The organism is Paractinoplanes atraurantiacus (assembly GCF_900215205.1).
Classification (GTDB): Bacteria; Actinomycetota; Actinomycetes; order Mycobacteriales; family Micromonosporaceae; genus Actinoplanes; species Actinoplanes atraurantiacus.
In genome coordinates, this window is record NZ_OBDY01000021.1 from 96550 (window position 1) to 117827 (window position 21278).

15 protein-coding genes are annotated in these 21278 nt (G+C 71.5%); 4 read left to right on the top strand and 11 right to left on the bottom strand.

Going from position 1 to position 21278, the window contains the following annotated elements:
* Positions 1-5 precede the first annotated feature (5 nt).
* From CRP55_RS35020 to uraD, 4 genes are read right to left on the bottom strand one after another with little or no spacing between them, the layout of a single operon-like run.
* Entirely contained in the window at positions 6-1346 is a 1341-nt protein-coding gene (locus CRP55_RS35020; protein WP_097325983.1) for an 8-oxoguanine deaminase, read from the bottom strand.
* Complete coding sequence (gene pucL, locus CRP55_RS35025) at positions 1343-2203, bottom strand: factor-independent urate hydroxylase (protein ID WP_097325985.1); 861 nt, start codon at positions 2201-2203, stop codon at positions 1343-1345. The genes CRP55_RS35020 and pucL overlap by 4 nt, the downstream gene beginning before the upstream one ends.
* 5 nt (positions 2204-2208) lie before the next feature.
* Positions 2209-2571 (bottom strand): hydroxyisourate hydrolase, encoded by a 363-nt coding sequence (gene uraH, locus CRP55_RS35030; RefSeq protein ID WP_097325986.1) that lies wholly within the window; start codon positions 2569-2571, stop codon positions 2209-2211.
* Positions 2558-3091, bottom strand: coding sequence for a 2-oxo-4-hydroxy-4-carboxy-5-ureidoimidazoline decarboxylase (gene uraD / locus CRP55_RS35035; protein ID WP_245923573.1), 534 nt, complete (start codon positions 3089-3091; stop codon positions 2558-2560). Before uraD ends, uraH begins: the two co-directional genes overlap by 14 nt.
* 102 nt (positions 3092-3193) lie before the next feature.
* Here uraD and CRP55_RS56555 point away from each other — a divergent pair, with 102 nt between their 5' ends.
* Together CRP55_RS56555 and CRP55_RS35050 are read left to right on the top strand one after the other, a co-directional pair.
* Positions 3194-6310: an ATP-dependent RNA helicase gene (locus tag CRP55_RS56555; protein WP_245923574.1), complete on the top strand. Its 3117-nt coding sequence runs from the start codon at positions 3194-3196 to the stop codon at positions 6308-6310.
* Between the two features lie 222 nt (positions 6311-6532).
* Positions 6533-6925 (top strand): hypothetical protein, encoded by a 393-nt coding sequence (locus CRP55_RS35050; protein WP_097325989.1) that lies wholly within the window; start codon positions 6533-6535, stop codon positions 6923-6925.
* Here CRP55_RS35050 and CRP55_RS35055 read toward each other — a convergent pair.
* The 4 genes from CRP55_RS35055 to CRP55_RS35070 form a co-directional block, all read right to left on the bottom strand.
* The gene (locus CRP55_RS35055; RefSeq protein WP_097326101.1) at positions 6905-9193 is read right to left on the bottom strand and encodes an EAL domain-containing protein; all 2289 of its coding nucleotides are present in this window, start codon (positions 9191-9193) and stop codon (positions 6905-6907) included. The genes CRP55_RS35050 and CRP55_RS35055 overlap by 21 nt on opposite strands.
* Positions 9194-9262: 69 nt before the next feature.
* On the bottom strand, positions 9263-9985 hold the full coding sequence (locus CRP55_RS35060; protein ID WP_097325991.1) for a PP2C family protein-serine/threonine phosphatase: 723 nt from the start codon (positions 9983-9985) through the stop codon (positions 9263-9265).
* A gap of 70 nt (positions 9986-10055) precedes the next feature.
* Positions 10056-11060 carry a hypothetical protein gene (locus tag CRP55_RS35065; RefSeq protein ID WP_097325992.1) on the bottom strand — a complete coding sequence of 335 codons (1005 nt, stop codon included), beginning with the start codon at positions 11058-11060 and terminating at the stop codon, positions 10056-10058.
* Positions 11057-12172, bottom strand: coding sequence for a transporter substrate-binding domain-containing protein (locus CRP55_RS35070; RefSeq protein WP_245923575.1), 1116 nt, complete (start codon positions 12170-12172; stop codon positions 11057-11059). The genes CRP55_RS35065 and CRP55_RS35070 overlap by 4 nt, the downstream gene beginning before the upstream one ends.
* 95 nt (positions 12173-12267) lie before the next feature.
* Between CRP55_RS35070 and CRP55_RS35075 the strand changes: the two genes are divergently transcribed.
* Entirely contained in the window at positions 12268-12873 is a 606-nt protein-coding gene (locus CRP55_RS35075; protein WP_097325993.1) for a catalase family protein, read from the top strand.
* 210 nt (positions 12874-13083) lie between these two features.
* Here the strand turns inward: CRP55_RS35075 and treZ are convergent, their stop codons facing one another.
* The 3 genes from treZ to glgX are packed head-to-tail and all read right to left on the bottom strand — an operon-like array spanning position 13084 to position 19195.
* Positions 13084-14817, bottom strand: coding sequence for a malto-oligosyltrehalose trehalohydrolase (gene treZ, locus CRP55_RS35080; protein ID WP_097325995.1), 1734 nt, complete (start codon positions 14815-14817; stop codon positions 13084-13086).
* Positions 14814-17084, bottom strand: coding sequence for a malto-oligosyltrehalose synthase (treY, locus tag CRP55_RS35085; protein ID WP_097325996.1), 2271 nt, complete (start codon positions 17082-17084; stop codon positions 14814-14816). The genes treZ and treY overlap by 4 nt, the downstream gene beginning before the upstream one ends.
* The gene (glgX, locus tag CRP55_RS35090) at positions 17084-19195 is read right to left on the bottom strand and encodes a glycogen debranching protein GlgX (protein ID WP_097325998.1); all 2112 of its coding nucleotides are present in this window, start codon (positions 19193-19195) and stop codon (positions 17084-17086) included. Before glgX ends, treY begins: the two co-directional genes overlap by 1 nt.
* A 223-nt stretch (positions 19196-19418) precedes the next feature.
* Between glgX and CRP55_RS35095 the strand changes: the two genes are divergently transcribed.
* Positions 19419-21269 (top strand): glycogen debranching enzyme N-terminal domain-containing protein, encoded by a 1851-nt coding sequence (locus CRP55_RS35095; protein ID WP_097325999.1) that lies wholly within the window; start codon positions 19419-19421, stop codon positions 21267-21269.
* Positions 21270-21278 lie beyond the last annotated feature (9 nt).

Consider the following 21278-nt stretch of genomic DNA (forward strand, 5'->3'; position numbering starts at 1 on the left):
CTTCCTTAAGTACGGAGGAGCCGGTCGTGCGCTCGGCGGGCCTCACGGGCCAGGGTCTCGGCGTCGCCGTGCACCAGCTCGCCCCGCTCCACGATCGGCCGGCCGCCGACCAGGGACAGCTCGACCGGGGCGGCCGGCCCGAAGACCAGAGCCGCCAGCTTGTCGTCGATGCCCTCGTGGCCGAGACCGTCGAGACGCCACACGACCAGGTCGGCCAGCTTGCCCACCTCGATCGAGCCCAGGTCGTCCTGCCGCCCCAGGCAGCGGGCGCCGCCCATCGTGCCCAGCCGCAGGGCCTCGCGGGCGTTCAGCGCGCCCGGCCCGCCCCGGATCCGGGCCGTGTAGAGCGCCTGCCGCAACTCCTCACCCAGGTGGGCCGCCTCCTGCGAGGCCGAGCCGTCCACGCCCAGACCGACCGGCACGCGATGGTCGAGCAGCTCACGGACCCGGGCCGCCCCGGCGCCGAGGCGCGCGTTCGAGCTCGGGCAGTGTGCCACCCCCGTACCCGTAGCCCCGAGTCTGGCGATTGCGGCGTCGTCGAGGTGCACCCCGTGCGCCAGCCACACGTCGTCGCCGAGCCAGCCGAGGCGTTCCGCGTATTCCACCGGGGTGCATCCGAAGCGCTCCCGGCAGAAGTCCTCCTCGTCATCCGTCTCGGCCAGGTGCGTGTGCAGACGGACGCCCTTGCGGCGGGCCAGCTCGGCCGCCTCGCTCATCAGGCGCTCGGTCACCGAGAACGGCGAGCAGGGCGCCACCGCGATCTGCAGCATGGCGTCCGGTGACGGGTCGTGCCAGCGGTCGATGGCCGCCTCGGTGGCGGCCAGCGCCTCGTCGGTCTTCTCGACCACGTTGTCCGGCGGCAGCCCACCGTCCTTGCGACTGAGGTCCATCGAGCCGCGGGTCGGATGGAAGCGCACCCCCAGCCGCCGCGCCGCCTCGATCTCGGCCTCGAGCACGTCCCCGCCGTCGCGCGGGAAGACGTAGTGGTGGTCCATCGAGGTGGTGCAGCCGGAGAGAGCCAGCCAGCCCAGCCCCGCCCCGGCGGCCGCGCCCACGATCTCGGCGTCGAGCCGGCCCCAGATCGGGTAGAGCGTGGTCAGCCAGCCGAACAGCGTCTCGTCGAGGGCCAGCCCGCGGGTCGCCCACTGGTAGAGGTGGTGGTGGGTGTTGACCAGGCCGGGCGTGACCAGGCAGCCGGTGCCGTCGACCCGCGGCAGGTCGGCCGGGAAACGGCCGGCGCCGACCGCGGCGATCCGGCCGTCGTCACCGACCACGACATGCCCGTCGGCGTGATAGGTGTCCTCGGCGTCGACCGTGGCCACGGCGACGTTCTCGATGACGATCACTGGTACCACGCCGTCAGCGCCTCGGGCACGTCGTCGCGGGTCACGGTGCCCTCGATCAACCCGTACGGCCGGTCGCCGGCGATGAAGACCTCGTTGTCGTTGGTGAGGTCGAACGGCGACAGGTCGGCCAGGTAGTGATGCTTGTTGGGCAGCACGAGCCGGATCTCGGCGATCTCGTCGCGGGTGCGCAGCACGTGACTGCCCATCGAGAAGAGCGTCTGCTGCAGCGAATGGCTGTACGTGTTGACGAAGCCCTTGATCAGCGCGTCCAGCGCGCCCTCGAACGATTTCGCCCAGTCGGCGTCGTCGGTCAGATGCCGCCAGCGGGCGTCGACGGCGGTGGCGAGGATGCGGTCGGTGGTCTCGGGCAGGGTGGTGTATTTGTCGCGGACGAAGCCGTGGAACTCCGACGCGGTCGAGTTGAGCAGCGTCAACCCGGTCACCCCCGAGATCACTTCGGTCTGTTCGACGGTCACGGTCACCACGGCCGTACGGGTGTGATCGCCGCGCCGCTGGAACGAGTGCGGGCCGAGCCGCTCCCAGCCGAACGACTCGACACTGACCCGGGCCGCGCGCACCTGCGGCTGCGAGGTCACGAAGTGCCGGGCCAGGAGCAGCGCGAACTCCTCCGGCTCGCCGGCACCGTGCTCCTTCGCGAAGGCGTACACCGTGTTCTTCATGGTGTCGGTCGGCAGCACCCCGGCGTTGTCGCCGGTCAGATGGGTCGCGGCGAGATCACCGGAGAGGGCCACGCCGACCGTGAAGTCGATCAGCGAATGCGTATCGCCGTCACGGGACACGCGGACCAGCCGCGTCTCCGCCTTTCCGTAACGGTTCTCCCCGAGCACGATCGACACGCCCGTCAGCTCCCTCGATAGGTGGTGTAGCCGTAGCGGCTGAGCAGCAGCGGCACGTGGTAATGCCGCTCCGGGTCACGGACGTGGAAGGCGACCGTGACCTCGGGAAAGAAGCAGTCGTCGCCCAGGTAGGGCTCGACGTAGAAGAAGAGGCGGAAGCCGCCCGCCTGCCATTCGCGCATCGGCGCCCGGAACCGGAGCCGGCCGTCGTCGTCGGTACGCCCGTCGGCCACCTGCTGCCAGCCCTCGGAGTCACGCCGCTCCAGCCGCACGTAGACATCGCGCGCCGGCTCGCCGCTCACCGTGTCGAGGATGTGCGTGGAGATCTTCACGTGGAACTCGGGTTCCGTGCCGTCATGCGAGGGCATCGATCACCCGCTCCAGCCGCAACAGCGCGATCTTGCGAAGCTCGTCCGACACGATCGCCCGCTCGGTCTCCTCGTCGTGGCCCAGCCGCTCCCGGGCCGCGGCCAGGATCTCCGCCTGCGAGCGCCCACTGGCAAAGATCAAAAAGACATGACCGAATTTGCGCTCGTACGCCTCATTGACCTTTCTCAACTCGGCCTGATCATCGCTCTGCGCGGCGGTGGACTGCTCGAGCCGCGACCAGGCGGCCTCCTGGGAGTCGCCGGCCGCGCGCTCACCGATGCGCGGGTGAGCGGCCAGGCTCGTGAGCACACCCTCCCAGCTCAAGGCCCGCGAGGCGGCGTCGGCCTCGGCCAGAATGGCGGCCCGGTCCCGGTAGGGCCGTCTCGCGACGACCGTCGCACCCCAGGTGGGCGCCGCGCAGCAGGCTTTGAGGTTCTCACCGAGGTGTACGGCGGGCATCGAGTTGAACACCTCGACCGCGTCCATCCGGGCAACCCCTTCCTCTAGTCGATCAGTCAAGCAGGCCAACTCGTACGGGTGCAGTCCTTTCCGGTTTCAGACACATTGCCAGACGGTCCGGCCTTCGGCGAGCTTGTCGTACCTCTGAGCGAGGATGGTCGGGTGCTGATCGCCGACGACGCCCTGCCCGCCCTTCCGATCCGCCCGGTGCTGCCCCGGGTGCGAGAGGCGCTGGCCGCGGCCGGAGCGGCGGTGCTGGTGGCGCCGCCCGGCACGGGCAAGACGACGCTGGTCCCCCTCGCGCTGGCGGACGGCAAAGGCCGCGTCGTGGTCGCCGAGCCGCGCCGCCTGGCCGCCCGCGCCGCCGCCCGCCGCATGGCGTTCCTGCTCGGCGAGCGCGTCGGCGACCGGGTGGGTTACACAGTCAGAGGCGACAGACAGATTTCCCGCCGTACGGAGATAGAGGTCGTGACCACGGGAGTCCTGGTGCGCCGCCTCCAGCGCGACCCGGAGCTGGCCGGCACGGCAGCCGTGATCCTCGACGAGTGCCACGAACGCCACCTCGACACCGACCTGGCCCTGGCCTTCCTGATCGAGGTGCGAGCCGCCCTCCGCCCCGACCTGGCCGTCCTGGCCACCTCAGCCACGGCCGACGCCGACAGGCTGTCCCAGATCCTCGGCGAGGCCCCGGTCGTCGCGGCCGAGTCCCCACTGTTCCCGGTCGAGGTCAGCTGGAGCCCACCACCCACCCCGATCACACCCCCACTGGGCTTGCGCGTCGACCCTCGCCTGCTCGACCACGTGGCCGCCACAGTGCGCCGGGCCCTGACCGACTCCCCCGGCGACATCCTGGTGTTCCTCCCCGGCGCGCGCGAGATCGACGTGGTAGCCGGCAAGCTCGCGGGCGTGCGCTCAGCCCCGCACACGCAGCCAGCGTCCAGCGCGGCCCAAGGCGGCGGCGCGGGCACAGGCAGCGCGGGCTTGGGCGGCGCGGGCAGCGCGGGCTTGGGCGGCGCGGGCAGCGCGGGCATGGGCAGCGCGGGCATGGGCGGCGCGGGCAGCGCGGGCATGGGCAGCGCGGGCATGGGCGGCGCGGGCATGGGCGGCGCGGGCAGCGCGGGCATGGGCAGCGCGGGCATGGGCAGCGCGGGCATGGGCAGCGCGGGCTTGGGCGGCGCTAGTCTGGGCGGCGCGGGCTTGGGCGGCGGCCGCGCCGACGCCGGGGTCGAGGTGATCGCGCTGCACGGGCGACAGCCCGGCGCGGTGCAGGACGCCGCGCTGAAGCCGGGCGCGCGGAGGCGGGTCGTGCTGGCGACGGCCGTGGCCGAGAGCAGTCTGACGGTGCCCGGAGTTCGGGTGGTTGTCGACGCTGGGCTGAGCCGGGTGCCGCGCATGGATCACGCGCGCGGGCTGGGCGCCCTGGCGACGGTGCCGGTCTCCCGGGCCGCCGCCGTGCAGCGCGCCGGGCGCGCGGGCCGTGAGGCGCCCGGCCGCGTCTACCGCTGCTGGTCCGAGGCGCAGCACGACCGGCTACCGGCCCAGCCCGAGCCGGAGATCGCCGCCGCCGACCTGACCGGTTTCGCCCTCGATCTGGCCCTGTGGGGCCACCCCGACGGCACCGGCCTGTCCCTGCCCGACCCGCCACCGTCCGGCGCCCTGCAGTCCGCCACCGCGACCCTGCGCGACCTGGGCGCCGTCGACGACACCGGCCGCATCACGCCGCGCGGCCGCTCCCTGGCCGACGCCGGCCTCCACCCCCGCCTGGCCCGCGCCCTGCTCGACGGCGCCCCGTTGGTCGGCCCGCGCCGGGCCGCCGAGATCGTCGCCCTCCTCGACGACGACCGCACCACCACCGACGACCTGGTCGCCGCCTGGCGCCGAGCCCGCGGCGCCACCGACCCCACATGGCGCAACGAGGTGCGCCGCCTGACCGCCGCCCTGACCCGCAACCCCACCGACGAGACCATCCCCGACGTGACCGACGCCGCCCTCCCCGAGCCCGACGACAGGGCCGGCGCGGAAGGCGGCGATCGAGGTCAAGCCGACGACAGGGAAAAACAGGGCCGACCCGGCGGGCGGCCCGCAGACCAGATCGGCGGGCCCGCAAACCAGACCGGCGGGCGCGAAGGCCAGACCGGCGAGCGTGCGGGCCAGACCGGCGGGCGCGCAGGCCACGGCGGGCATGCGGCCCAGATCCAGGTCTCCGGGCCGCAGAAACAGAGCCGGGGCGGCGGGCCGGAAGTGCCGGGCCGAGCGAAGGACGGCGGCCAGGGACGAGCGGAGGCTGGGCGGGGTGAGCGGGTGCCGGATGATCTGGCGGCGGGGCTTGTGGTGGGGCTGGCCTATCCGGAGCGGGTGGCGCGGGTTCGGGAGGCCGGTGGGCGGGCCTATCTGATGGCCGGTGGGACCGCGGCGGAGCTGACGCCGGGCACGGGGCTGGCCGGGGTCACCTGGCTGGCGGTGGCGGCGGCTGATCGGGCGGCGGGGGCGCGTACGGCGCGGATCCGGGCGGCGGCGCCGCTTGATGAAGCCACGGCGGTCGAGGCGGCTGGGACGCTTGCGGTGGAGGCCGTCGAGATCGGGTGGGTGGATGGCGATGTCGTGGCGCGCCGGGTGCGGCGGCTCGGGGCCATCACGCTCGTGGAGCGGCGGCTGAACGATCCGGATCCGGCGCTGGTGCGGGCGGCGCTCGTGGAAGGGCTGCACCGTGAAGGGCTGGGGCTGCTGATCTGGAGCCGCACGGCGACCGAGCTGCGGGAGCGGCTGGCCTTCGCGCACGCCGCCATGGGCGAACCCTGGCCGGACGTGTCGGACGAGGCCCTTCTCGCGCGGGCCGAGGACTGGCTCGAGCTCGGGTCGGCCCGGCGCCGGGCCGACCTGGGCAAGGTCGATGTGGCTTCGAGCCTGCGCCGGTTGCTGCCCTGGTCGGTGGCGGGGCGCCTCGATGAGGTGGCGCCCGAGCGGCTTCCGGTGCCCAGCGGCTCTCGGGTGCGGGTCGACTACTCCGACGTCGAGGCGCCGGTGCTCGCCGTCAAGGTGCAGGAGGCTTTCGGCTGGCGGGACGCACCACGCCTGGCCGACGGCCGCGTGCCGGTCCTGCTGCATCTGCTCTCCCCCGCCGGCCGCCCGGTCGCCGTCACCCGCGATCTGGCGTCCTTCTGGCAGCAGGGCTACCCCCAGGTCCGCGCCGAACTGCGCGGCCGCTACCCCCGCCACCCCTGGCCCGAGGACCCGACCACCGCCGAACCCACCCGCCGCGCCAAACCCCGCTCCCACTGACCCGCCACCCAGGCCGACCCCACCCGCTCCCGCTGACCCGCCACCCAAAGTCCAACCGACCCGCTGACCCGCCCCCCAAAGCGCAACCGACCCGCTGACCCGCCGCCCAAAGCCTCAATCAACCCGGGAGCCGCCGTGCCAATCCCCTCGCCGCCGGCCCGCTGCCCCAGCCCGCGTCCAAGCCCGCGTCCAAGCCCGGCTCCGGTCGGCCAGGGAGGTCCCGTGAGTTATCTCGTCGAGGTGGAGCATCGCTTCCGGGCGGTGCAAGGGCTGCCGTCGCCGGTCCGGGCCCGGGAAGGCCTGCCGCTCCTGGCGTCCGGTGAAGGGGTGGAGGTCGTGGTCACGGCCGGCGTCGCGTTCGAGGACGAGCAGCTGACCGAGCGCGGCTGGTTCTTCGACACCGACGCGGCGGCGCTGACCCTTCGAGAGCACTGCGCCGACCTCGCGGCTCGCCCATGGACGGAGCTGTTCACCTTCCGCCCGACATTCGAACTGGTGGCCCGTCACCTTTACGCCGCGCTGGCCCCGGAACTGCCGCAGCTGGCCTTCGTGCAGATCCGCGACACAGCGTTCGGGGTGACGACGCGGTACCGGTCAGGAGAGCTGGGCCGCTGAGGACGGGGCCGTGGGCTGGGCGGGGATCGCGGGTGGCTGGAGGCGGTGCAAAGGGCCGGGCTGGCCGAAGAGGTAGCCCTGGCCCATCAGGCAGCCCAGCGATGCCAGGGCGGCCGCCCGGGACGGGGTTTCGATACCCTCCGCCACCACCGCGATGTTCAGGCCGTCGCACAGGGTCACCACCGAGCGGCACAGGGCGCCCGCCTGGTCGGGGGCCACGTCCACGTCCGTCAGGGTCGAGTCGAGCTTCACGATGTCCACCGGCAGGGAGTGGAGCTGGGCCAAGGCGTTGAAACCGCTGCCGAAGTCGTCCAGGGCGACCCTGATGCCGTGTGAGCGCAAGCGGGTCACCACCGCGGCGGCCGCTGTCAGGTCGGAGATGCGGCGGGTTTCGGTGATCTCCACGACCAGGCGGGAGGCGGGGACGCCGTGGCGGGTCAGGGCCGCCACCACCACGTCTTCCAGGCCGGGGGCCAGGCGGGCCGCCGAGACGTTCACGTGCATGTCGACCGGGCGGCCGAAGACCACGGCCAGCGACGCCGCGTCGGCGCAGGCCTGGTCGAGGACGAAGTCGTCGATCGCCGCCACCAGGCCGGTGCGCTCGGCCACCGAGACGAAGACGTCCGGGTGGACCGGGCCCACCACCGGTGACGTCCAGCGGGCCAGGGCCTCCACCGCCACCGTGGCGCCGTCGGTGAAGCGGACGATCGGCTGGTAGAAGACCTCGAAGCCGGCGTCGCCGGGGTGGCTCTCCAGGGCCTGCGCCAGCAGGTGGGGCAGGTCGGCGTGCGGGCCGCCGTCCTGCGCGCCGGCGTAGCGGGCCATCGTGCCCTTGCCCCGGCGCTTGCTCGCGTACATCGCCGCGTCGGCCCGGCGCAGCAGGGCGTCCGCCGTCAACGGCTCGCCCGGCGCCGGCGCCACCAGGCCGATGCTGGCGCCGACGCTGATGGTGTGGCCGTCGATCAGGAACGGCTCGCGCAGCGCGGCCAGGATGCGGTGGCCGACCGCCTCCGCTTCGGCCGGGCGGTGGTCGAGCAGCACCGCGAACTCGTCGCCGCCCAGGCGGGCCACCAGCTCGGCCGGGCCGGCGCAGCGCTGCATGCGCTCGGCGATCGCGTGCAGGATGCGGTCGCCGATGGCGTGGCCGAACGAGTCGTTTATCAGTTTGAAGTCGTCGAGGTCGGCGAAGAGCACCGCCACCGGGCGGCCGTCGGCCCGGGCCAGACGGTCGTGGAACAGCGCCCGGTTCGCCACCCCGGTCAGCGGGTCGTGGTACGCCTGGTGGTGCAGCCGCTGCCGGCCCTCCGACACCCGGTCGAGCAGCACCGTGTTGTCGACGATCGTGAACATCTGCCGGGCCACCACCAGGCCCAGGCCCAGCCAGCCCAGGTACGCCTCGAACGGTGACAGCGGCTTGCCGGTGCCCGTGTTGATCGCGATCATGACGCCGGTGGCGGTGACCGGGATGTACGGCAGCAGCAGGTGCAGCCAGTCGTGCCGGTGGGAGAACGGCGCGGCGCCGTCGCCGGCCACCACCGGGCTCAGCGCGGCCATCGCGATCAGCAGCGGGCCGGCCACATAGCCGGCCGACTCCAGCGGCGACAGACCGCCGTCGGCCAGCTCGATCAGGCGGAACGTGTCGGAGACGCCGAAGGCCAGCAGCGCCAGCGCGCCCCAGATCAGCGGCTGCCGGCCGGCCCGCGAGCCGGGCTGGGTGAGCAACAGCAGCACGGCCATGGTCAACAGAAAGAGATCGGCGACCGGGTACGCGGCGGCGGCCACGATCATCGCGGTGGTGCGGCCACCCCAGTCGAACGGCACCGCCGACCACAGCAGGGCCAGGATCGACCCGGAGATGAGCACGCTGTCGATCAGCAGCGCGATCTGATCACGCCGGACCGAGGTCGGAACGGGCCGCGGCCGCGTGTACGGCGCGTACAGCAGGGCGACCAGCAGGCAGGCGGGCAGCACGAAGAAGCCGACGTCGGAGACGCCGTCGGCCGGACGGCCCGGGACCATCAGCTCCTGGACCAGCCACCAGAGCCGGACCAGCGCCCACGCGGCCAACCCGAAGCCGGCGAAGAGCCGCCACCGCCGGTGCATGCCCGCGAGGCCACGAGCCGTCGCGAAACACACCCAGGCCGCGGCCGCGCCCGCGGCCAACTGCCCGCCGTCCTCGAAGAGCCGCCACCCCCGCGACCCGGTGAGCTCCCCGGCCGTGACGGCACCGAGGACGAGCGCCAGCGTGACGAAGAGTCGCGCCGTCATCATCACCACCCGATACGAGCCGCGGGCCCCCTGATCCGCGACCGGAGTAAGGTACCGCAGTCGTGACGGTCAGTCGCCGGCTGTCAGATCGGCGACAATCACCGTGACGTTGTCCGGGCCGCCGCCGCGCAGGGCCAGGTCGAGCAGCCGCTCGCAGCACGACTTCGGATCCTCGGCCGCGAGCATCTCCTGCTCGATCGTCTCGTTGCTGACCACCGCGGTCAGGCCGTCGCTGCACAGCAGCCAGCGGTCGCCCGCCTCGGGCTCGACGATCACGTACGACGGGCTGACCGGCTCGCCCTGAAGGACCCGGGTCACGACCGAGCGCCGCGGGTGCCCGGCCGCCTCCTCGGGCCGGATCAGGCCCTGGTCGACCAGCATCTGGACGTACGTGTCGTCCTTGGTCAGCTGGTTGAGCCGGCTGTCGCGCAGCAGGTAGGCCCGGGAGTCGCCGACGTGGGCCATCGCGGCCCGGGAGCCGGAGAAGATGACCGCGGTGAGCGTGGTGCCCATGCCCTGCAGCGAGTTGTCGGCCTCGACCGTCTCGGCGATCCGGCCGTTGGCGACCTCGAGCGCATGGTGCAGGGCGTCCATCTGCTGATCGTCGTCGATCGGGACGTCGAGCGGGGTCAGGGATTCGATCGCGAGGCGACTGGCGAGGTCGCCGGCGGCCATGCCGCCCATGCCGTCGGCCACGACGAGGAGCCGGTCACCGGCGTAGTAACAGTCCTCGTTGTTGCTCCGGACATGTCCTTGATCGGTGACGGCCGCCCACCGCAGGTGCAAGGTCATGGCGTGCAGCTTCCCAGATCATTGCAACCGTGTCTGCACGTGGTCGGCGGCATGTCGCCCGAAAACGCGCCTAGCTGGGATTCAGGGGTCGCCCGAGGCATCGCGGGTCCACCTCGGTGACGCGGCGTGTCGGCGCGATCCACGAGAGCACCGAGGCCGAGAGGGGCCAGCCGCGCACGGCGACGCTGCTCTCCGGCGGGCGTACCGGCTCGGGGCACAGGGTCTTGGAACGCACCTGGTCGTTGGGGATGAACTCCACCTCGCCGGTCGTCTTCAACACCGTCGTGGAGGTGTCGTCGACGCTGATCAGCTGACCTCGTACCACCTCGATCTCTTTGCCTGAAGGGCCGACCTCGACGGCACTGTTGGGCAGGACGGGCGCGCGGAGGAAGACGACGCCGATGAGCAGCGGCGCGATGAGCGCGGCGCCGACCGCCGGCCAGTGGGTGAACAGACGGGCCGCCGAGGCCGGCACCGGGCCGGTGAGGAACGGGCCGAGCAGGGGTGGCACGCCGAGCAAGATCGCGGTCGAGATCTCGCCGGTGCGCAGGGCGGCGGTGATGCCGGGCCAGACGAAGATCAGGACGAGCACGCCGACCAGGATCGGCACGCCCAGGGTGATCCACAGCATCAGGGGGCGCACGCCGCGGAAGCGCTGGGCCGCGGTGAGGCCGAGGATCGCCACGATCAGCATGCAGAGGGTGGGCAGCAGGCGCAGCTGCCACGTGAAGGCGGCCAGCATCGCGGCCAGCAGCACCACCCAGTCGGGCATCCGCAGCGCGGTCACGGCCAGCAGCGACCGCCCGGTGTCGTCCGGCTTGCTGACCAGCAGGATGCCGCCGAGCAGGCGCAGCACCAGGATGACCGCGGGCACGGTCCAGATCAGCGTGATGATCAGGGCGCTGATCATGCCGAGCGGGCTGATGTACTGCACCAGCAGCAGCATCGTCGGCAGATCCTGCTGACTCAGGTACCACAGCCGCAGGACGAGCAGCACCAGCGGGAAGGCGGGCAGGACGGTCAGCAGCCAGTTGAGCTGCGCGCGGCGCCGGCGCGGGACGAAGGTGGTGGTCATCCGAAGACGTCCTCCCACGGCAGCTCGCGGATGGCGGGCCGGGACACGCGGGGCTGCTGGGCGACGGCGATCGGGGTGGTCTTGTTGTTGGCGGTCTCGGACTGGAGGTTGCTCTGGTAGGCGCTCTCCCAGCGGGAGTCGGCGGGGTCGGTGTACGAGCGGTACAGCGTCAGGTCGACGAGTTTCTTCAGGGCCAGGTTGTCGCCGACGTTCACGCCGTACGCCTCGGTCTTCTCCAGACCCAGATCCCAGTGCTGGAACTCGCTGGGGAACCGGTCTTTGAAGCCGGCCAGGATGGCGGCGTCGGTGGAGACGGCGTCGACGTCGCCGTTGCGCAGGTCGGCGATGCATTCCCGCATGCGGTTGCGGCTGATCACGTCGATGTCGTAACCCACGAAGGCCTTGACGCTGGTCGCGGTGGACAGCGAGCAGACCCGGTCGCCCTTGAGGTCGCGCAGCGTGGAGACCGCACGGTGCTTGGACTTGGTCAGTGTCAGCACCGACTGCTCGGTGAACAGGTAGGGCTGCGAGAAGGTCACGCCGGGCTCGGCCTCACGCTCGGCGGTGATGCTGAAGCTGGCGATGACCATCTTGACCGGCACGCGCTTACCGGCCAGGTCGACCGCCTGCATGCGCAGCCGGTCCTCGCTCTCCATGCCGTAGAACCGCACGTCGTCGCGGCGGAAACCCAGATCTTCGGCGATCATGTACGCCACGTCGATGTCGAAGCCGCTCCAGACCCCGTTCTTGTCGCGGAAGGCCACGCCCGGCTGGTCGTCCTTGACCCCGATGGGCAGGACGGTCCACGTGTCCACGCCGGACTCGGCCCGCAGCTCGGCCACCGACGGCGGCCCGCCCACGAAGACCCGCACCACGGCCAGGGCCAGGGCGAGCACGAGCGCGAGCCCCAGCGCGGCCAGCCGGAACATGGCCAGGTTGAACCGCGGCGGCGGATCGACCAGCGGTTCCGGTTCGGGCGGCGGCAACTGCCGGTCGGCCGCCTCGCGTTCCGCGACGTCCTGCACCGCGATGTCCTCGGCGCTCCCGTCGGGGCCCGGCATGCGCCGGCGCAGCGGCCACGCGAACCGGCTCGAGCTTTCGGGCACAGCCACCTCCCATTCATGGCGGCCCCATCGTGCCGCACGAATGCTACGGCCAGGAATCTTGGTGGGGGATTCACCCGGGCCGCGCCGGGTAGTCCAGGTTCATGAGAGCCGTCCGTGTCGTCGCGATCGCCGCCGTGGCCACGGCTCTCGGTGTCCGGGTGGTCAAGTCGCGGCATCAGCGCTTCCTGCACCCGAAGGGACGCACGTTCGACGGTGAGCTGGAGATCTGGGGTGGGGACTCCGGAGCCGAGCTGCTCGACCGTCCCGGGCGCCACCCGGTGACCGTACGGATCTCCAAGGGGATGGGCACCAAGGGCGACCGCCTCGACATCCGGGGCATCGCGATCCGGGTGCACGGGGACGCGCCGATCGATCTGCTGGTGTCGACCTGCGGCAAAGGCCGGTTCACGCGCCATCTGCCGGTGCCCCGCCGCGACTACGACACCGTGTACGGGTCGATCATGGCCTACCGGACCGGCGGCGACCGCAAGGTCTACCTCGGAGCGACGATGAAGCACGGCGTCGTCGCCCTTTACGTCGACGGGCGGGCGGTCGGCCGGGTCACATTAGGGACCGAAGTGGACGACCCGCCCGCGTACAACCCGATGCGCCACACCGCGCCCGATCTTCATCCCACAGGGGCGGTTCACGGTGTACGCGGTCTCGCCTATCCGCTCAGCCAAAAGTGGCGTGGGGTGAAGGTTTAGCGCTCCGCAGCGCCGGGAACCCGGCGCGCCAAGGAAGCCCTGGACGACAACCGGGCGCGTCCGTGCCCCCATGGATGCTGCTGTCCCGTCGACCGGTTGATCGGAGCTTCCCGCACCCGGACGGTCGTAGCTCCGCCCTGGGAGGCCGAGGTTCCGGCGCCTCGGCATCCCGGACGGGCCGTCGAGCACGACCGTCCGGGATGCAACCGGTCAGCGGAAGGCGACCACCACGGCGCTCTCGGCCGGCAGCTCGACCCGGTCGCGCTGCAGCACCACACCCTCCGAGGAGGCCAGCAGCACCTTGCGCGGGGTGTCCCGCAGGCTCACCGTCTGCGGGGTGCCGGCCAGGTTGACCGCCACCGCGCAGTTGCCTCGCTTCATCACCAGGTGCTGGTCGCCGTGCCAGACCTCGACCTGATCGAGCCGCGGGTCGGACAGGTCGGTGCGGCTGCGGCGCAGCGCGATGAGCCGGCAGTAGTAGTCGAGGATCTCGGCGTGGCCGGGCTTGCCGAGCTCGTCCCAGTCGAGTTTCGAGCGCTGGAAGGTCGCCGGGTCCTGCGGGTCGGGCACCTCGGCCTCGGCCCAGCCGTGGGTGGCGAACTCGCGGCGCCGGCCGTTCTGCACCGCCGCCGCCAGCTCCGGCTCGGGGTGGCTGGTGAAGAACTGCCACGGGCTGCTGGCCGCCCACTCCTCGCCCATGAACAGCATCGGCGTGAAGGGCGAGGTGAACAGCAGCGTCGCGCCGATCTTCAGCAGGCCGGGCGAGAGCGTGGCCGAGATCCGGTCGCCGACGGCCCGGTTGCCGATCTGGTCATGGTTCTGCAGGTACGTCACGAAGCGGTGACCCGGGATCAGGGGGCGGTTCACCGGTCGCCCGTGGTGGCGCTGCCGGAAGCTCGACCACGTGTTGGCGTGGAAGAACGCCCCCTCCAGGACCGTCTGCAGGCAGTCCAGCGACCCGAAGTCGGCGTAGTAGCCCTGCCGCTCGCCGGTGAGCAGCGTGTGCAGCGCGTGGTGCACGTCGTCGGCCCACTGGCCCTGCAGCCCGAAACCGCCGGCCTCGCGCGGGGTGATCAGCTTGGCGTCGTTGAGGTCGGACTCGGCGATCAGCGACAGCGGACGGTTGACGTGGGTGGACAGCGACTCGACCTCGACCGCGAGCTGTTCGAGCAGGTTGACCGCGGAGTGGTCGACGAGCGCGTGCACGGCGTCGAGCCGCAGCGCGTCGACGTGGTAGTCGCGCAACCACATCAGCGCGCTGTCGATGATGTAGCGGCGCACCTCGTCGGCGTGCGGGCCGTCCAGGTTGATCGAGTCGCCCCACGGGTTGGAGCCGGCCGAGCTGAGGTAGGGGGCGAACATCGGCGCGTACGCACCGGACGGCCCGAAATGGTTGTAGACCACGTCGAGCACGACACCGAGCCCGCGCCGGTGCGCGGCGTCGACGAAGCGCTTGAGCCCGTCGGGACCGCCGTAGACCTCGTGCGGCGCGTACCAGCAGACGCCGTCGTAGCCCCAGTTGTACTCGCCGTTGAACGAGTTGACCGGCAGCAGCTCGACCAGGTCGACGCCGAGCTCGACCAGGTGGTCGAGCCGTTCGATGGCGGCGTCGAAGGTGCCCTCGGGCGTGTACGTGCCGATGTGCAGCTCGTACAGGATCGACCCGGGGAGCTGACGGCCCGTCCAGGACTTGTCCGTCCACTCGAACGCCGACTGGTCGTACACCCGGCTGGCCGCGTGCACGCCCTGGGGCTGCCACTGCGAGCGCGGATCGGGCAGCGGGGTGGCGTTGCCGGACAGGACGTACGCGTAATCGGCGCCGGGCCCGGCCGACGGCACGTCGAGCCGCCACCACCCGTCGTCGCCGCGTTCCATCGCCAGCTCGTCCTCACCGAGGCGCAGCCGGACAGTCTTCTCCGGCGCCCAGACTTCGAATAGCGTCATGTCTCTTTCACCAGCAAGGCGACGGGGTAGGTGCGCAACAGCTCGGAAACCTGCAGCTTGTTCCCGCCGTAGCTCGTATTCGTGAATACTTCCAGCCAGCTGTGACCATCGAGTGACAAGGTGGTGTCACCCCAGCCGCCGTGACGTGACAAGCCCACCGGCAGCCGGGTGGCGACGGCCACCACGCCACCCCGGTCGAAGGCCAGCGCGTGCTCGCCGACCCGGCCGTCGGCGAACGCCGGGCGGTAGGAGGTGAACAGCTCCGGCCGCTGCCGCCGCAACCGCATGGTGCGGCTGGTGACCAGCAGCTTGGCCGCGCCGGTGTCGTCGACCGGCGGCAGCCAGCCGTCGTCGATGCGGGCCAGCAGCTCGCGCCGCTGGGCGAAATCGACCGGCCGGCGGTTGTCCGGGTCGACCAGCGAGTAGTCCCACAGCTCGGTGCCCTGGTAGACGTCGGGCACGCCCGGCATGGTCAGCTGCACGAGCTTCTGGCCGAGCGAGTTCGACCAGCCGGGCGGCGTGATCGAGGCGGCGAAATCGGTCAGCTCGCGGTGCAGCGCCGGGTCGTCGTACATCTTGTCGACCATCTCGCGCAGCGCGGTCTCGAAGGCCTCGTCGGGGTGCTGCCAGGTGGTCCCGGTGGCCGCTTCCCTCGCGGCTTTGAGGGCGTACGCCTGCAGCCGCTCCCGTTCGAGGGGCCAGGCGCCGACGGCGGCCTGCCAGATGAGGTGGGCCAGCGCCGGATCGGAGAGTGGCGCCACCCGGACCCACCGGCGAACCACCTCGGTCCAGTCCCCCGGCACCTCGGCCAGCACGGCCAGCCGGGCCCGCACGTCCTCGCTGCGCTTGGTGTCGTGGGTCGACAGGGTGGTCATCGCGTCGGGCCACTTGCGGTGGCGCTCGTCGTTGGCCTCGTGGAACTCGTCGGGAGTGACGCCGAACTTGGCCGGGTCGTTGCCGACCTCGTTGCGGGCGGTGAAACGGGTGTAGCGGTAGAACGCGGTGTCCTCCACGCCCTTGGCCATGACGGCGCCGGTGAACTGCTGGAACCGGACGGCCAGCTCGTCGGCCGGGTTGCGCAGCCGCGCGGTGAGCTGGTCGAGCACCGGGATCAGCTGGGGACGACGGCGGCCGGCCTCGGAGCGGGCCTTGGCCAGGTGCCGGGAGCCGTACGGCAGGTAGGAGCGGTAGACCGGGAAGCAGGCGGCCAGCTCGGCCAGGGCCCGGGGCGCGGCCTCGATCTCGGGCACGAGCCGGGCCATCCGGGCCAGCTCGGCCGCGAGCAGCGTGGTCGCCACCGTGAGCTTGGCCTCGTGGACCAGGTCCTGCCAGGAGCGCTCGCTGCCGGTCAGGTGCCGGTCGAGGGTGTCGAAGAAGGCCTCGGTGCTGGGGTCGACGAAGACGCCGCCGACCTCGGCCAGCGAGTCGTAGCCGGTGGTGCCGGCGACCGGCCAGTCGGGCATCTCCTCGCCCGGCTCGAGGATCTTCTCGATGACCAGCCAGGCGCCGGGGGCGGCCTCGTGCAGGCGGTCGAGATAGGCCCCGGGATCGCGCAGGCCGTCGGGATGGTCGACGCGGATGCCGTCGACGATGCCCTCACGGTGCCAGCGCAGGATCTCGGCGTGGGTGGCGTCGAAGACGCGGGGGTCCTCGACGCGCAGGCCGGCCAGGTCGACGATGGCGAAGAACCGGCGGTAGTTGAGCTCGGAGTCGCCGCGGGTCCAGTTGACCAGCTCGTAGTGCTGCCGTTCGTGCACCTCCCGCGCCGTGCCCTCGCCCGTCCCCTCGGCGATGGGGAAGCGCTTGTCGTAGTAGCGCAGCTCCCCATCCTCGATCTTAAGTTGATCAAGGGCGTCAGGATCGTCGGCCAGGACCGGGATCAACAGCCGTCCGCGCGACCAGTCGATGTCGTAGAAATCCGAGAATTCGGACTCCTGGCCGCGGCGCAGGACGTCCCACCATGTCGGGTTGGCGTGCGGAACAGCCACCCCGGCGTGGTTGGGAACGATGTCGACGACGAGGTTCAGGCCGGCGTTCTTGAGAGCCTGGGACAAAGCCCGCAAACCGTCCCAGCCGCCGATCGCCGGATTGACCTTGGAGTGGTCGACGACGTCGTAGCCGTGCTCGGAACCGGGAGTCGAGGTGAGCAGAGGAGCGGTGTAGAGGTGGGAGACGCCGAGGTCGGCCAGATAGTCGGCCAAGTCGGCGGTGGCACTCAACGGGAAATCGGGGCGAACCTGGACTCGATAGGTTCCGGAAGGCGTCATTAAACCGTCCTGTCCAACACGATGAGGGACCTGTCGGGCACCCAGATCTTGTTGCCGGCCTCGACGACCGACGGGCGATCCGGGGACGGCTCGGCCGTCTCGATGACCTTTTCCCACTTTTCGCCGTACTCAGCCGGCGGAGTGGCGAATTCGATGGGCGCGTCGTGCGCGTTGAAGAACAGCAGGAACGAGCTGTCCACGTGCCGCTGCCCGTACTGGCCGCGCTCGCGGATGCCCTCGCCGTTGACGAACAGCGCGACCGCCCGCCCGAAGTCGTTGCCCCAGTCGTCGCCGGCCATCTGCCGGCCGTCGGGGGTGAACCACTCCAGGTCGGGCAGCGGGTCGCCGCCGCCGCGCGCGGTCACCGGCAGCCCGGTGAAGAAGCGGCGGCGCTGGAACACCTGGTGGCGGTGGCGGAACGCGGTCAGCTTGCGGGTGAACTCGAGCAGCGTCTCGTCGGCGTTGCCCCAGTCGATCCAGGAGAGCTCGTTGTCCTGGCAGTAGGCGTTGTTGTTGCCCTGCTGGGTGCGGCCGAGCTCGTCGCCGTGCGAGATCATCGGCACGCCCTGGCTGAGCATCAGCGTGGCTAGGAAGTTGCGCCGCTGCTTGGCCCGCAGCTGCAGCACCTGCTTGTCCTCGGTCGGTCCCTCGACGCCGCAGTTCCACGACCGGTTGTGGCTCTCGCCGTCCCGGTTCTCCTCGCCGTTGGCCTCGTTGTGCTTGTCGTTGTAGGCGACGAGGTCGTTGAGCGTGAACCCGTCGTGCGCGGTCACGAAGTTGATCGAGTGGAAGGGCTTGCGGCCGTCGTCCTGGTAGAGGTCGGCCGAGCCGGTGATGCGCGACGCGAACTCGGCCAGCGTGGCCGGCTCGCCGCGCCAGAAGTCGCGGACCGTGTCGCGGTACTTGCCGTTCCACTCGGTCCAGTTGGGCGGGAAGTTGCCGACCTGGTAGCCGCCGGGGCCGACGTCCCACGGCTCGGCGATGAGCTTGACCTGCCCGACGACCGGGTCCTGCTGCACGACCTCGAAGAAGGTGGAGAGCCGGTCGACGTCGTAGAACTCGCGGGCCAGGGTCGACGCGAGGTCGAAGCGGAAGCCGTCGACGTGCATCTCGGTCACCCAGTAACGCAGCGAATCCATGATCAGCTGGAGGCTCTGCGGGCTGCGCACGTTCAGGCTGTTACCCGTGCCGGTGTAGTCCATGTAGAACTGCGGCTGGTCGTCGACGAGCCGGTAGTACGTCCGGTTGTCGATGCCCTTGAGGCTGAGCGTCGGGCCCAGGTGGTTGCCCTCGGCCGTGTGGTTGTAGACGACGTCGAGGATGACTTCCATGCCCGCCTTGTGCAGGGCCTTGACCATGCCGCGGAACTCCTGGGTCTGCTGCCCGAGGGTCCCGGTCGACGAATAGCCGTGGTACGGCGCGAAGAACCCGAGCGTGTTGTAGCCCCAGTAGTTGCGCAGGCCGAGGTCGTGCAGCCGGTTGTCGTGGACGAACTGGTGCACGGGCATCAGCTCGACCGCTGTCACGCCGAGGCTCTTGAGGTGCTCGATGATCGCCGGGTGCCCGATCGCGGAGTAGCTGCCGCGCATGTCCTTGGGGACCTCGGGGTGCCGCTCGGTCAGGCCCTTGACGTGGGTCTCGTAAATCACCGAGTGGTGGTACGGAATGTCCGGCCGCCGGTCGTTTCCCCAGTCGAAGTACGGGTTCACGACGACGCCCTTGGACATGTACGGGGCGCTGTCGAGATCCGACATCTGGTCAGGATTTTCGAAGTCGTACGCGTAGAGCGACGGATGCCACTCGATGTCGGCGTCGACCGCCCGGGCGTACGGGTCGAGCAGCAGCTTGTGCGGGTTGTACCGCAGACCGCGGGACGGGTCGTACGGGCCGTACATCCGATAGCCGTACCTCTGCCCCGGCTCGACGCCGGGCAGATAGGCGTGCCAGACGAACGCGTCCTGCTCGTGCAGCTGGACCTTCCGCTCGTTACCGGACGGGTCGAACAGGCACAGCTCGACCGCCTCGGCCCCCTCGGCGAAGATCGCGAAGTTCGTGCCCGTCCCGTCGTACGTGGCGCCCAGCGGGTACCGGTGACCAGGCCAAACCTGCATTTCGTGCTCCCACCCCTCGACCGTCGGTGCGCTGCGACCACAGCTGATGGCGTACCGGCGGCGGGGCCTGTTTGCCCCGCGATCGGGTGGCGTAATCATCTGAGGTCACGTCAGCGTCATTGTCGCCGATGGCCGCTGTGGCGTCTGCGCGACCGCCCGGTTACCCGCCGAACAGGTAAGCGCGACATGGTTTGCCACCGCCGAAACTGAGCATAGATGCGGCGTGCCGATCATTTTCGGACCGCACGACTGCGGCTCCACCACCCGGGAATGGCTTGTCACGGACGGCACGGGTGGGTTCGCCACCGGCACCGTTCCGGGCTTGCGGACCCGCCGATACCACTCGTTGCTCACGGTGGCCGATCCCGCCACCGCGATCCGGCACACCGCGCTGGCCGCGCTCGACCTGACGGTGACGCTGCCCTCGGGAACGAAAGTGCCGCTCTACACCCACGAGTGGGCCTCCGGCGCCGTCGCACCCGAAGGTCACCGCTACCTGGAGACGTTCGCGCTGGTGGACGGGGTTCCGCGTTGGCGCTGGCGCGTCGGTGACGTGGTGATCGAGAGGGAGCTGGCCATGCGGCACGGCCACCCGTCGGTGGGCGTCACCCACCGGGTGGTCTCGGCGCCGGGGCCGGTCGGGCTGGCCGTCGCCGCGATGTGCACGTGGCGCGACGCCCACACCGAGCGGCACGCCTCCGGGCCGGCGCTGAGGGCCGAGCAGGTGGCCGACGGCGTGATCGTCGAGCAGGCGTACCGGATCGCCGGTCCCGGCTGGCAGCCCGCCGGCGAATGGCACCTGGGCGCCTACGCCCGCGAGGAGCAGGCCCGCGGCCTGCCCGCCGTCGAGGACCTCTGGCACGCGGGCACGTACTTCGCGCGGGTGAACCCAGGCGCGAGCATGGAGATCTCGGCCTGGGCGGGCGACCTGGGGCTGCGGCCGCCGCCGGCCACGGCGGTGATCACCGAGGCCCGGGCGCGGGCCCGGAGGCTGGTCGCGGCGGCCAAGGCCGATGAGACGCTCGTGCTGGCCGCGGACACCTTCGTCGTGCGGACGCCGGACGGGCCGGACGTGGTGGCCGGCTATCCGTGGTTCGGCAGCTACCTCGGCGACACGATGACCGCGTACGAGGGATTGTTCCTGGACACCGGGCGCGAGGACGAGGGCCGGGAGCTGCTCATCACCCGTACGGAAAACGCGCCTTTGACCTGGACCCCACCGAGAGACTCACCGGACGCGCCGCTCTGGCTGGTGCACGCGGTCGACCGGCATGTGCGCCGCACCGGCGACAGCGATCTCGCCGCTTCACTCATCGAGCCGCTCGGCCGGCTGCTCGGCGAACGGCTGGGCGGCGCCGGCCCGCTCGACCTTGACCCCGGCGACGGGCTGCTACGGCTGCGTGAGGGCTTCATCGACTCGGCCACGCCCCGCGTCGGCAAGCCGGTGGAGATCAACGCGCTGTGGGTGAACGCCCTGGCCGCCATGGCCGACCTGCACGTCGAGGCGGGCCTCGACGACGCGTCGCTGCGCGCGCGGCACGCCCGGGCCCGGGACGCGTTCCTCGACCGCTTCCGGGCGCCGGAGGGCTGGCTCTACGACGTGATCGAGGGTCCGGCGGCGACCTATCCGCTGGGCGCCGGCGCTCACCACGACGATCCGACGCTGCGGCCCAACCAGCTGCTGGCCTGGTCGCTACCGCACGGCCCGATGCGCGGCAGCTCCTTCTTCGCGATCGGGGAGGCGCTGCTGACGCCGCTCGGGCTGCGGACCCTCGCGCCGAGCGAGTACGGCTATCAGGGCGTGCACCGCGGCGGCCGCGACGAGCGCGACATCGCCTATCACCAGGGCACGGTCTGGCCGTGGCTGATCGGGCCGTACGCCGACGCGTGCGCCGCCGCCGGCCTGCCGACCGACGGCCTGCTCACCGGTCTCAAGGCCCACGTGTCCGAGTGGGGGGTGGGATCGGTCAGCGAGACCGCCGACGGCGACCCGCCGCACCGCGCCACGGGCAGCCCGTTCGCCGCCCGCTCCGTAGCCGAACTACTTCGCGCAGAACAGAGGTACGAGCCGTGACCAGCATCC

Excerpts from the sequence above, each read along its gene's own strand:
- uraH (WP_097325986.1), bottom strand. The coding sequence starts at position 2,571 with ATGCCCTCGCATGACGGCACGGAACCCGAGTTCCACGTGAAGATCTCC.
- CRP55_RS35055 (WP_097326101.1), bottom strand. The coding sequence starts at position 9,193 with ATGACGGCGCGACTCTTCGTCACGCTGGCGCTCGTCCTCGGTGCCGTC.
- CRP55_RS35060 (WP_097325991.1), bottom strand. The coding sequence starts at position 9,985 with ATGACCTTGCACCTGCGGTGGGCGGCCGTCACCGATCAAGGACATGTC.
- CRP55_RS35065 (WP_097325992.1), bottom strand. The coding sequence starts at position 11,060 with ATGACCACCACCTTCGTCCCGCGCCGGCGCCGCGCGCAGCTCAACTGG.
- CRP55_RS35075 (WP_097325993.1), top strand. The coding sequence starts at position 12,268 with ATGAGAGCCGTCCGTGTCGTCGCGATCGCCGCCGTGGCCACGGCTCTC.
- treZ (WP_097325995.1), bottom strand. The coding sequence starts at position 14,817 with ATGACGCTATTCGAAGTCTGGGCGCCGGAGAAGACTGTCCGGCTGCGC.
- treY (WP_097325996.1), bottom strand. The coding sequence starts at position 17,084 with ATGACGCCTTCCGGAACCTATCGAGTCCAGGTTCGCCCCGATTTCCCG.
- glgX (WP_097325998.1), bottom strand. The coding sequence starts at position 19,195 with ATGCAGGTTTGGCCTGGTCACCGGTACCCGCTGGGCGCCACGTACGAC.